At 34.2% G+C, this 11,989-nt stretch carries 10 protein-coding genes and 1 pseudogene; 5 read left to right on the top strand and 6 right to left on the bottom strand.

What is annotated here, in order from left to right; all coding sequences use genetic code 11:
* The first annotated feature begins 17 nt into the window (after nt 1–17).
* Together DFR57_RS09785 and prpE are read left to right on the top strand one after the other, a co-directional pair.
* Nucleotides 18–1,208 (top strand): FtsW/RodA/SpoVE family cell cycle protein, encoded by a 1,191-nt coding sequence (locus DFR57_RS09785; RefSeq protein WP_114352971.1) that lies wholly within the window; start codon nt 18–20, stop codon nt 1,206–1,208.
* A 60-nt stretch (nt 1,209–1,268) separates the two neighbouring features.
* Nucleotides 1,269–2,009, top strand: coding sequence for a bis(5'-nucleosyl)-tetraphosphatase PrpE (prpE, locus tag DFR57_RS09780; RefSeq protein ID WP_114352970.1), 741 nt, complete (start codon nt 1,269–1,271; stop codon nt 2,007–2,009).
* A gap of 34 nt (nt 2,010–2,043) precedes the next feature.
* Here the strand turns inward: prpE and DFR57_RS09775 are convergent, their stop codons facing one another.
* From DFR57_RS09775 to yjbM, 3 genes are read right to left on the bottom strand one after another with little or no spacing between them, the layout of a single operon-like run.
* On the bottom strand, nt 2,044–2,925 hold the full coding sequence (locus DFR57_RS09775) for an RluA family pseudouridine synthase (protein ID WP_114352969.1): 882 nt from the start codon (nt 2,923–2,925) through the stop codon (nt 2,044–2,046).
* A 57-nt stretch (nt 2,926–2,982) separates the two neighbouring features.
* Complete coding sequence (locus DFR57_RS09770; protein ID WP_114352968.1) at nt 2,983–3,792, bottom strand: NAD kinase; 810 nt, start codon at nt 3,790–3,792, stop codon at nt 2,983–2,985.
* Nucleotides 3,789–4,427, bottom strand: a complete 639-nt coding sequence (yjbM, locus tag DFR57_RS09765; RefSeq protein WP_114352967.1) for a GTP diphosphokinase — start codon at nt 4,425–4,427, stop codon at nt 3,789–3,791. The genes DFR57_RS09770 and yjbM overlap by 4 nt, the downstream gene beginning before the upstream one ends.
* 199 nt (nt 4,428–4,626) lie before the next feature.
* On the opposite strand from yjbM, the gene DFR57_RS09760 reads away from it, so the two are divergent.
* The 3 genes and pseudogenes from DFR57_RS09760 to DFR57_RS09750 all read left to right on the top strand — a co-directional run bounded on the left by DFR57_RS09760 (nt 4,627) and on the right by DFR57_RS09750 (nt 6,827).
* Nucleotides 4,627–5,205, top strand: coding sequence for a CYTH domain-containing protein (locus DFR57_RS09760; RefSeq protein ID WP_114352966.1), 579 nt, complete (start codon nt 4,627–4,629; stop codon nt 5,203–5,205).
* Nucleotides 5,206–5,515: 310 nt separating this feature from the next.
* Nucleotides 5,516–5,917, top strand: a complete 402-nt coding sequence (locus tag DFR57_RS09755; RefSeq protein ID WP_114353055.1) for a globin domain-containing protein — start codon at nt 5,516–5,518, stop codon at nt 5,915–5,917.
* Nucleotides 5,914–6,827 (top strand): annotated as a pseudogene (locus DFR57_RS09750) (ClpXP adapter SpxH family protein). Before DFR57_RS09755 ends, DFR57_RS09750 begins: the two are co-directional and overlap by 4 nt.
* 602 nt (nt 6,828–7,429) lie before the next feature.
* On the opposite strand, the gene pepF reads toward DFR57_RS09750, so the two are convergent.
* From pepF to DFR57_RS09735, 3 genes are all read right to left on the bottom strand, one after another.
* A complete protein-coding gene (gene pepF / locus DFR57_RS09745; RefSeq protein ID WP_114352965.1) occupies nt 7,430–9,235 on the bottom strand; it encodes an oligoendopeptidase F in 1,806 nt (601 codons plus the stop codon).
* 47 nt (nt 9,236–9,282) lie between these two features.
* On the bottom strand, nt 9,283–10,449 hold the full coding sequence (locus DFR57_RS09740) for a competence protein CoiA (protein ID WP_170132955.1): 1,167 nt from the start codon (nt 10,447–10,449) through the stop codon (nt 9,283–9,285).
* Between the two features lie 69 nt (nt 10,450–10,518).
* The gene (locus DFR57_RS09735) at nt 10,519–11,940 is read right to left on the bottom strand and encodes an MDR family MFS transporter (RefSeq protein WP_425450963.1); all 1,422 of its coding nucleotides are present in this window, start codon (nt 11,938–11,940) and stop codon (nt 10,519–10,521) included.
* Between the last annotated feature and the right edge of the window lie 49 nt (nt 11,941–11,989).

Genomic DNA, 11,989 nt, shown 5'->3' with positions numbered 1-11,989 from the left:
AACAGAAAGGTATGCTTATGTCTCAAAAAAATACAAATCCGACCATTGATTATACATTAATATTAATTATTATTACGCTGGCGATCATTAGTATCTTTACTCTATTTACACTTGATCCTTATTTAAAACAGTCCTATTCACAAACCTTTTATATTCAACAACTCGTTTGGTATATTGGAGGTTCTATTTTAATCGTCTTTATCATGCTTGTTGATTATGACCGGTTACGTCAAATTTCCTGGCTTCTATACGGAGTAGGTATGGTTATGCTTATTTTGCTGTTTTTCCACCTCCCTCCTGGTATTGCTATAAAAGTTAATGGAGCTTGGGGATGGTTTAGTTTTCCAGTAATTGGAACGCTTCAACCAGCAGAGTTCATGAAAATATTCTTAATTGTGTTTCTTGCTCACCTAATTGTTGCACATAATGAAAAGTATCCAGATCATACAATAAAATTGGATTTATGGCTTTTAACAAAAATAGCGGTTTTTTCTCTTCCTCCAATCTTTTTTATAGGAAATCAACCAGACCTTGGTGGTGTATTAGTTTTAACAGCAATTACAGCTTGTTTAATATTAATATCGGGAATTAAATGGCGAATCATTTTCTCTCTGGTGCTGATGGCGATTTTAGGTGTCATAATGGTAGTTTTTCTTTACATTTCTTTTCCTGAACAAGTTGATACTTTTGTAGAGGCTACAGGTTTTGATCACGTAGAAAGCAGGTTTCAAGGATGGCTTTCCACTGAAGAATTTGGTCAAAGTGGCGGTTACCAGCTAATTCGTGCCATGCTTGCCATCGGTTCAGGTCAACTAAACGGAAAAGGAATTGGACAGGTGGAAATTGCTCAAACTATTCCCCATTACCATACGGATATGATTTTTACAGCTATTGCTGAATCCTTTGGTTTTTTTGGTACTAGTTTTGTTATCACCATCTATTTCTTATTGATTTATCGACTCATTCACATCGCGCTACAAAGTAATGATCCTTTTGGAAGCTATATCGTGACAGGAATTGTAGGTATGTTCACGTTCCAGGTATTCCAAAATATCGGGATGTCGATAAAGCTTTTACCAATCACTGGGTTACCACTTCCGTTTATCAGTTATGGAGGAAGTTCTACTTTAACCTACTTAATTGCCATTGGTATTGTCTTAAATATTCATTACAGAACAAAGACATATATGTTTGAATCTGATAAATAATATCGTAAAAGAGTGGAACTCTAAAGATTCCACTCTTTTCTGTACACAGGAGGTCAAATAATGAAGGTAGATATTATTGGAGATGTCCACGGTTGTTACGATGAATTACTTGAGCTTTTTACAAAGCTTGGTTATGAATGGCAAAATAATACTTTGGCACATCCAAATAATCGAATACCAGTATTTGTAGGAGATATCACCGATCGTGGGCCAAAGTCTATTGCAATGATAGATTTCGTTTATAAACTAGTGATCGAAAGCAACGCTGCTTATTATGTTCCGGGTAATCACTGCAATAAGGTTTATCGATATTTCCTAGGCAATAAAGTAAAAGAGCAGCATGGTTTAGAAACAACTGTAAAAGAATTTCTTGCATTATCTAAAAAGGAAAGAAAAGCGATCAAAGATAAATTCCTTGAATTATATGAAGAAGCTCCACTCTACCTTGAATTATCTGAAGTTAATGCTGTCATAGCACATGCAGGGATAAAGAAAGAATATATTGGTCAGGAATCCAAGGCAGTAAAAACATTTGTATTGTATGGTGATATTACAGGGGAAAAACATGAAGATGGACGCCCAGTTAGACGAGATTGGGCAAAGCATTACACAGGTGAAAAGTGGATCATTTATGGTCATACACCTGTTCTAGAACCACGCTTTATTAATAAAACAGTAAATATTGATACAGGTTGTGTATTTGGAAATAAGTTAACTTCTTTTTCACTACCTGAAGAAAAAATAACACAAGTAAGCTCAAAGCAACCTTTTGTAAAAGAAAAATTCAATCCAATCACATAAAAAACTGGAGCTACTAACACCTTGCTCCAGTTTTTTACATGAATTTTACCACTTTTTTCATATCCTCTGGTAATTCAATTTGAAATTCTAATCGTTCTCCTGTTAAAGGGTGATGAAAAGCTAGTGATTTACAATGTAAAGCCTGCCTTTTCATAATATGATGATCCCCTCCATATAGGTCATCACCCAATAGTGGATGACCTATATAGGCAAAATGAACACGAATTTGATGCGTTCTTCCCGTCTCTAAACGAATTTCAAGTAACGACCCAATATGTCCTTCTTTTTCAACCTTATAATGGGTAACGGCATGTTGACCGTGCTGAGCAACTATTCTTTCTACAATAGAATTAGGATTTCTGGCAATCGGTAATTCAATGGAATCAGAATCATTCTTTAATTTCCCACTAATGATCGCTTCATATAAACGGTTTATTTTTCCAAGCTTTTGCTCTTCAGAAAGGATTGAATGGCTATAACGATGTTTCGCAATTAATAATAAGCCAGATGTATCTCGATCTAGACGAGTTACCACATGAATCGTATATGGTAACTGCTGTTTATCATAATGTGCAATCACACCGTTAGCTAACGTTCCTTTCTGATGATGATGAGATGGAATAGTTGCAATATCAGGCTCCTTATTTAATACTAGTACGTCATCATCCTCAAAAATGATATTTAATGGAATATCTTCTGGTTCTAAAAAAGAACCTCTATTTTCTTTTGGAAAAATAATCTGAATACAGTCTCCACTTTCCAATGTTCTATTCACACTAGTTAACTCATCATTAACTAATATTTGACCTTGATCATATTTAAGTACTCTTAAAGTTCTTCGTGAGATTTTTTTCACTTTATTCAAATAATCTCGTAGAAGCCATTTATGATAGGCTTCTTCTACTTCCCATTTCATATTGATTAGCCCCTTTATCATTATTGCTCGAAAAAAATCATCCTTTAGAAAGGATGATTATCGGTCATCTGATATAAAAGAATCATGCACTCTTTTCCAAAAAGGAAAAGATCGGAATCTTGCAAATCGTATTTTTTGATCTGCTACTCGGCATTCGATTGATTTAATATTATTATACGTATTTGTACGATGGTCAATCGTGATTAAGAAGTTTTTCTCTACTCTTGTTGGTTTTAGCTCACAAACATGATGCTTCGGTAATATTAATGGTGATCCAATTGTACGGAAGACCCGGTTATTAATCGAAGCCATTTCTGTTAGCTGATAGGATTCAAGAGACGGATGAAGAATCGCTCCACCCAAGGCTTTGTTATACGCGGTACTTCCTGATGGAGTTGAGATACATAACCCATCACCTCTAAACCTCTCAAAATGAGAGCCTTTAATATGTACATCTAACACCACTGTACCATCGGTTGATTTAACAGATGCTTCATTTAAAGCTAAAAATTGCTGATAGTCATCTCCTTCCACTGGATGTATTTTAATATCAAGAAGAGGATATTCTACCACCTCGAATGGATTTTTTGCCACCTCAATAATTAATTTTTCAATTTCTTCAGGTAACCAATCAGCATAAAAGCCTAAATGCCCTGTATGCACCCCAATAAATGCTGTTTCCGCTAATCGATGATTATAAGTATGAAATGCTTCTAAAAATGTACCATCGCCTCCGACTGAGATAACGATATCTGGAGTTTTTTTATCATAGACCATATTAAAATCTTTTAAATATTGAACCATCCGTGCTTTTAAAGCATCTGACTTATGATCTCCTTTAGAAGTAATTGCAAATTTCTTCGTCATCTAGATGTTCCTTTCCCACGCTTATTTTTATTAGAAAGATAAATTCTTTGCGCTTCCTGTACTTCATCTTTTATTTTAGACATTTCTTCATCTAGTTTAAAAGCAGCTTCTGCCGCCCGTTCTAAACGTATTTTTATATTTTCAGGAATTTGACCATCATATTTATAATTTAAGGAATGTTCATTTGTAGCCCAAAAATTCATGGCTAATGTTCTAATTTGTATCTCTGCAATTACTCTCTTTTCTCCATGGATCGTTTCCACAGGATATTCAATAATCATATGATACGAACGGTAGCCACTTTCTTTCTTTTGAATGACGTAGTCCCTTTCTTCAATTACCACAAAATCATTCCTTGATTGTAATCGATCGACAATGTAGTATATATCCTCCACAAATTGACACACTACACGAAGACCAGCAATATCTTGAAGCTCTTCTTCTAGATTATCAAAATCTATTTCTTTTCGCCTTACCTTCTCCATGATACTTGAAAGAGGCTTCACACGTCCTGTTACAAATTCAATCGGGGAATGATTGGATTCATATTCAAATTGCGTGCGCATCCCTTTTAATTTTACTTTTAGCTCGTCAACCACCTGTTGATAAGGTGCTAAAAATATTTCCCAATCCATCTTACGCACCGTCCTTGCTTTGCAGTATTCTACTGTTAGTTTATCATAAATACTAGATTATCGCTTTTGATACACGCTTTGTTTAGTCGATTAATTTATTATTATTTTAGATTTATATCCAAAACTGTTTTTCTTTGCATTTTTGTTTTAATTAACCGAAAATGGAAATAGTACGAGGGGTAAAGTGAGGGGGAAATAAATGAGTCAGGAAATTGAAATTGAATTTAAAAACTTATTATCGTTAGATGAATATAATAAAATATATGATTATTTTAATTTGAAAAACGAAATCATCTTAACCCAAACAAATCATTATTTCGAAACAGCTAACTTTTCACTAAAGAATAAAGGGGCAGCTTTACGTATTAGAGAAAAAAACGGGAAGTGGAATCTTACATTAAAAGAACCCAATCCAAATGGTGATGGACTTCTCGAAACACATGCAGCACTAGAACCTAATGAAGCGGAAAGCTATATCCATGGGGGAATTATTCAACAAGAAGAAATTATTAATCGACTAAATGATTTATCCATTTCTGTTCAAAATCTTCAATATGGGGGCGCATTAAAAACAAAACGGATTGAATTTCCTTATAAGGATACATTAATCGTCTTAGATCATAGTGTATATAATGGTAAGGAAGATTATGAATTAGAGGTAGAAACACACATCTTCGAATATGGAAAAGAGATTTTTGAAGGAATATTAAGAAATTTGTCGATAAATAAAAGAAATACACCTAATAAAATACAGCGTTATTATGAAACACTAACTTAACCCCTAAAAAAATAAAGCTGTTCAATAACAGATAAAGGCTTTAGAATCAACTTTTTAATACTTTTAATCAGAAAAGTTGCTCAACAAATCCAAACACTGTTACAATAAAGAAAACTTAGATGGTACCAAGCTGTTAGGCGATGGTAACTTCTTAGTTGCCCTTATACTTTTTGTATTAATTGGAAGTATTTAAAAAAAGTAAGAAGACTAAAAGAACATTTAGATTAAAACTATTATTACATTCACTTATTTTGAGTTTAGTTACTTAAAGTATAAATAACTAATAGACATGATGAAAGGTATGGAATTAATGACAGAAGCCCAATCAATTTATGAGGCAATTGGTGGAGACGATGCAATCGATGCTTTAGTTGAAGCTTTTTATGATAGAGTATCAAAGCATCCAGATTTAATACCAATTTTTCCGGATGATTTTACAGAAGTAGCTCGTAAACAAAAACAATTTCTTACACAGTTTTTTGGAGGTCCCCCACTTTATATAATGGAGCACGGACATCCAATGATGCGAAAAAGACACCTTAGATTCCAAATCACGCCAACACGAAGAAACGCATGGCTAGCATGTATGGAGGGTGCTCTTGAGGAAGCAAAAATTGAAGAGCCTTATCGCAGCGCAATATTCGATCGGCTTATTTTGACAGCCAATCACATGATGAACACACCTGAGGAAGAGAAAGGAGAATCATTGTGAATTGGAATTCAACTGGGAGAACAGGTCAACAGGAGCAAAATACTACAACCACTTATAGCTTTATTGATTTATTAAAGAAGCCTATAGAAATATATGTATTTGTAGATCCACTTTGTCCAGAATGTTGGTCTTTAGAACCCTATTTGAAAAAATTAACCATTGAGTATGGTCGTTTCTTTACAATCCGCCTTGTTTTAACAGGACAACTTACTAACTTGAATAAAGATAAATTTGATAAACCTAAGAAATTAAAAGATATTTGGGAAAAAACCGCAAATAGAACTGGTATGAGTTGTGATGGTGACCTATGGATTGAAAATCCTATTCATTATCCATGGTTGTCTTCCTTAGCAATTAAAGCAGCAGAATTACAAGGGAAAAAAGCAGGGAAAAAATTCTTGCGAAAAATTCAAGAATTGGTTTTTCTCGACAAAAAAGATATTTCAAATGAAGATGTATTGCTAGAGTGTGCACAGGATGTAAACTTAGATGTCGCAGAGTTTAAAAATGATCTTTACTCTGCATCCTCAAGAAAAGCATTGCAATGCGATGTTAAAATCACCAAAGAGATGGATGTTGAGTATATTCCAGCAATGGTATTCTTTAATGAATCTGCTGATGATGCGGGACTAAAATTATCGGGGATGTACCCATATGAAATATACACGAAGGTTCTAAATCAGATGTTAGAGCGGGAAGTCCTCCCTGCGAAAAAACCAACGTTAACTGAATTTATTTCTTATTATGATTATGTAGGTACAAAAGAAGTTGCGGTTGTTTACGATTGGACATTAGAAAAAGCAGAGAAAGAAATGAAAAAGCAGAGAAAGAAATGAAAAAGCTACAACTAAAACAAATCGTAGAAAAAGTACCAGTCAAATTCGGTTACTTTTGGAAGTATATTGGCTAAATGCTTTAACCACTTGTGAAATTTCACAAGTGGTTTTATTTTTGAAAATAAAAAAGATATGCCTAATGACATATCTTTTTACCTAGTCTATATCTAGACAAGGGGGGATGGGAGAAAGTTTCAGGTCAAACAAAGGGGTTTTGTTTGTTTTACATCTCACATTTATAATATAACAAGTGGACTATAAATCTGCAATACTTTTGTGATATGTTTCACAAAAATGTCACACTTCTACTTTATGATATGTATTCATATCTATATTAGTGAGGGAGGTTATCTGCATGTTACTACTTATTTTAGCGTTATTATTAAGTGCGATCACACTAAACTTATTTGGTCTCATGCATTTTATACCAATGTATGTTACTATTCCTGTGCTTTTTATTGCAAGTTATTTAACTATATGTGGATTGTTTTATAAACAACGTTCAAAGCTAATAAAATTTAGATAACATCTTCATATTAGATATCATTTGGTAAGCAAGAAGTAAAAATTCTTATTTTTCATCATACTAAGCTGTGCTCGTATATCTGATTCCTTCTAAGAATTGGCACAAAAAAACTAAAGGCACCTAGTCCAGATGACTAGGTGCCTTTACACATTACATTTTTTCTAACAACTCTTCCATTTCTGTTAATTTAGCTTCAAATACATCTAGAGCTTGTAAAACAGCGGTTTTTTCTGTCATGTCAACTCCAGCATGTTTTAAAACTTCAATTGGATAATCACTGCTACCTGCTTTTAAGAATTCTTTGTAGCGATTAACAGCTGTATCTTTTTCTTCTAAAATCTGATTTGCTAAAGACTGCGCAGCTGCATACCCCGTTGCATATTGATAAACATAGTAATTGTAATAGAAATGAGGAATTCTTGCCCATTCAAGTCCTATTTCTTCATCAACTATTAAGTCATCTCCAAAGTATTTTTTATTTAACTCATAATAGAGATTCGTGAAACTTTCTGCTGTTAGAGCTTCTCCTTCTTGAGCTAAAATATGAATTTTATGCTCGAATTCCGCAAACATGGTTTGACGGAAAACCGTTCCTCTAAAGCCTTCTAGGAAATGATTTAATAAATATAATTTTTCTTTATCATCAGTAGTGTTTTGTAATAAATATTCATTCAATAGAGCTTCATTACAAGTCGATGCAACCTCGGCTACGAAAATCGAATAATTGCCATAGCGAAAAGGTTGGTTTTTATGTGTATAGTAACTGTGCAGTGAGTGCCCTAACTCATGTGCTAATGTAAATAAATTATTTAAGTTATCTTGCCAGTTCATTAAGATATATGGATTGGTACCATATGCACCAGAAGAATATGCACCACTTCTTTTACCTTTATTCTCTTCTACGTCAATCCAGCGGTTTTTAAAGCCTTCTTTTACAATTCCTAAGTATTCCTCACCCAAAGGCTTTAAACCTTCTAGTATGGCTTCTTGTGCTTCTTCATAGCTATATTTCATTTCAACATCTTTAACAAGAGGCGTATATAAATCATACATATGCAATTCATTTAGCTTCATTACTTTTTTACGGACAGCTACATAGCGCTGTAACAAAGGTAATCTTTCATGGATCGCTTCAATTAAATTATCATATACCGATTCTGGGATGTTATTACTGTCCAGTGCTGCATGTCTTGCAGAATTATAATTACGAATTTTCGCATTAAAGTTATCCTTTTTAACAGTCCCAGATAAGGTTGAAGCAAATGTGTTTTTAAAGCTGCCAAACGTATCATACATAGCTTTAAAGGCATCTCTTCTAACACGCCCATCCTTCGATTCCAAGAAATTAATATAACGACCATGAGTGAGGTCCACTTCATTACCCTCTTCATCTTTTACCGATGGAAAAGTAAGGTCAGCATTATTTAACATGCCAAAAGTTTGCGCTGCATTATCCGTTACTTCTGAAACCTCTGCAAGTAATGCTTCTTCCTTTTCGGATAACACATGTGGGCGTTGACGATTTATTTCATCAAGCGTATGTCGATAGGCTTGTAACCCTTTATTTTCTTCTATAAATTTAGTAAGTTTATCTTCTGGAATAGTTAAAATTTCAGGCACAATAAAACTCATGGCACTAGAGGCTTGTGTAATAACCATTTCAGCTTTTTGATTCATTGCTTGATAGAATGTATTTGTTGTATCTTGATCATAGCGCATGTGTGCGTATGTGTATAATTTACTTAGTTTCTCAGAAACCTCATCCTGTAATACAAGAATTCCCTTTAGTTTGTCTGACGACTCAGCCAGACTACCTTGATACTCCTCAAAAGCAGGGATCTCTTGTTTCACTTCCGTCAAAGCTTCTTCCCACGCATTGTCCGTTTCATAAATATCTTCCAATTTCCATGTTAAATTCTCTGGAATTTCTTCTCTTTTCGGTAGTGCTTTTGCCATTTAAATTCCTCCTAACAAATTCATCCATCTTTTTATTATAACGTATTTTACACTTCTTCATGCACTCTTATGCCTTTTATCTTATTCGCAAGGTTCTCGTCAGCTAAAATCGCTTCATTTACGGATTTAAACTTTCTAAAACCATCTTTTAGTCGGATTTCACCTAAGCCTGTAATTTCTACAATAGCAAGCTTTTCAAGTATATTCAAATATTCTTCTATTGGATTTTTAGTTGATTTAATTAACGGAAAGTTTAATGGAGAAAGAAAATGGGATGATAATTTTCCAACAAGTTGACTTATTGTTACTCCGCGTTGATGAATTAGTTCAAAAAGAAGATAGCTTTGCCACTGATGAGGGTTGATATTGATTAGGAACTGATGTGTAACTGGCATACCTATCCACTCAGGTAGGTTGCATGGGTGTAATTCTTTTGAATATAACCATTTGCGAAAGGCTACTTCTTTCTTTTGAAAGGCGGGGACGGGTTGATTTCGAAACTTCCATTTTTCTTTTAAAAAGCTATTAGCTAAATCATTTTTATTGATATAGTTTTTTTCGAATAATTGCATGAATTTGCAACGAGCAAGTGATTGAATATGAAGGTTTCCTATTGATAGATTTTGTTTTAAGAAATGAAGATCTTGAAATAAAATGAGGGTTTTCGAAGTGGAGCAATAAAAATATAAAGTTAGCGGAAAGTTTTCATCATATTGATGGATAAACATACGTTCAAAGCTACTAAGTGTTAATTGATTAGTATTCTTACGCTTACACCAATTTCCACCTAGAATCCAAATCGGAGTAATATTCTCTTGTTGATAGCCTTCATTCCTTTTTAAAAATTCGATTTCAGAGATCCGAGCACATTGATATTCTATTACAATTTTCTTTTTTCCTATTTCTAAATAAATATCTGGCCGCTGTGAAATCTCTGACAGGTAATATTCTAGTTTCACCTCTAAATCTTGTTTTTTCAACCAACTGAACAACTGCCATTTCCCCTGTTCATGATAGGCCCCCTCTCCTTGTTGTGCGCAGTCATGTTGTTTCACATGCGCAAAGTGTGCAATCATTTTTGTGCCTGCTTTTATAATTACCTTTTCTTTACATGTAGGACAATAAAACTGATTCCCCTTTAATTTTTCTATTTCTTTCCTTCTGAAACTAGCTAGGATAAAGCTTTTTTCGTTCTCATCAATTGCTTTTAACAAATAAAATTCACCTCCATGTCTGTATATAAATTCGACATGCAGATGAATTTTCCTGCTAAGTATAAACCACTATAGTTCATTCACATTTTTAGGTATAGAGTTTTTAATAAAGAAGGCTAAAATGAAACCAATTAATGCAATAATACCCGCCACAATAAAGGATACATTAACACCATGCAATAAGCCTTCTACCCCTTCGTTCGGTATTGCTTGCGTGGTCATAATAGAAACAAGCAAGGCAGTACCAACAGCACCAGACATTTGACGCATGGTATTGTTCATCGCTGTTCCGTGCGGCATTAAACGATCGGGCAACTGATTTAAACCAGCTGTAGTAACAGGCATCATTACCATCGCAATACCAAACATTCTTGCTGCGTTAACAATTGCAAGATACATAAAGGTAGTTTCAGGCGTTAAAAAGGAAAACATGAAGGATGTAGTAGTTATTAGAAAAAGTCCTAGTACTGCTAACCATTTCCCTCCAAAACGGTCAAAGAGTCTGCCCGTTATAGGATTCATTGCCCCCATTAATACTGCGCCAGGTAATAGCATTAAACCAGATTCAAGTGCAGTAAACCCTAACATGTCTTGCATCATAATTGGTAAAATAATTGCACCACCAATCATAGCAAGAAAAGAAACCATGCCAATAATGGTTGTTAAAGTGAATATTTTATATTTGAAAATACGAAATTCTAGAATAGGTGTTTCAAGTTTTAATTGACGTCGAATAAATAGAAATAATGTAATCCCACCAATTAATACGGGTAGTAATACGGACCAACTAATCCATCCTGTTTCTACTGATCCAGCTATACTAAAAGCATATAATAGTCCACCAAAGCCTAGTGTTGATAATACAATAGATACCATATCAACTTTAGGAAAGGTTTGCTTTGTTACATTTACTAATATTTTATAAGCGACAATCAAATCAATGATTGCTATTGGAAGCACAACTAAGAAAAGACTTCTCCAAGGAAAATGCTCTAATAACCAACCCGAGAGAGTCGGACCAATAGCAGGTGCAAAAGCAATAACAAGTCCAAACATCCCCATCGCTGTTCCTCTCTTTTCAATAGGAAAAACTAAAAAAAGAATGGTTTGCATTAATGGCATCATAATCCCTGCTCCAGCAGCCTGTAATACTCTTCCCACCAACAATATACTGAAAGTAGGAGAAATCGCACAGATTAAAGTACCTATCGCAAAGCTACCCATCGCAGATAAAAATAGGCCCCTTGTGGTAAAACGTTCGATTAGAAAAGCAGTAATAGGAATCATAATCCCATTTACTAACATAAAAATCGACTGCAGCCATTGAGCGGTAGGTGCGTCAATTTTTAAATCACTCATAATATGAGGTAAGGCAGTACCCAAAAGAGTTTGATTTAAAATAGCTACAAAAGCACCAGAGATTAAAACAATCATCAAAGGTACACGGTTTATTTCAGAACGGTCAAACTCTTTTTCTTGAGTTGCCATCATATTACCTTCCTTCTAAAAATCTGTTAAGTCTTTATAATAGCATATTTTA

This window comes from Saliterribacillus persicus (assembly GCF_003337485.1).
Taxonomy (GTDB): Bacteria; Bacillota; Bacilli; order Bacillales; family Amphibacillaceae; genus Saliterribacillus; species Saliterribacillus persicus.
Note: the sequence above shows the minus strand (reverse complement) of the source record. Positions and strands in the feature narration are given on the sequence as shown.

Excerpts from the sequence above, each read along its gene's own strand:
- DFR57_RS09785 (WP_114352971.1), top strand. The coding sequence starts at position 18 with ATGTCTCAAAAAAATACAAATCCGACCATTGATTATACATTAATATTA.
- prpE (WP_114352970.1), top strand. The coding sequence starts at position 1,269 with ATGAAGGTAGATATTATTGGAGATGTCCACGGTTGTTACGATGAATTA.
- DFR57_RS09775 (WP_114352969.1), bottom strand. The coding sequence starts at position 2,925 with ATGAAATGGGAAGTAGAAGAAGCCTATCATAAATGGCTTCTACGAGAT.
- DFR57_RS09770 (WP_114352968.1), bottom strand. The coding sequence starts at position 3,792 with ATGACGAAGAAATTTGCAATTACTTCTAAAGGAGATCATAAGTCAGAT.
- yjbM (WP_114352967.1), bottom strand. The coding sequence starts at position 4,427 with ATGGATTGGGAAATATTTTTAGCACCTTATCAACAGGTGGTTGACGAG.
- DFR57_RS09760 (WP_114352966.1), top strand. The coding sequence starts at position 4,627 with ATGAGTCAGGAAATTGAAATTGAATTTAAAAACTTATTATCGTTAGAT.
- DFR57_RS09755 (WP_114353055.1), top strand. The coding sequence starts at position 5,516 with ATGACAGAAGCCCAATCAATTTATGAGGCAATTGGTGGAGACGATGCA.
- pepF (WP_114352965.1), bottom strand. The coding sequence starts at position 9,235 with ATGGCAAAAGCACTACCGAAAAGAGAAGAAATTCCAGAGAATTTAACA.
- DFR57_RS09735 (WP_425450963.1), bottom strand. The coding sequence starts at position 11,940 with ATGATGGCAACTCAAGAAAAAGAGTTTGACCGTTCTGAAATAAACCGT.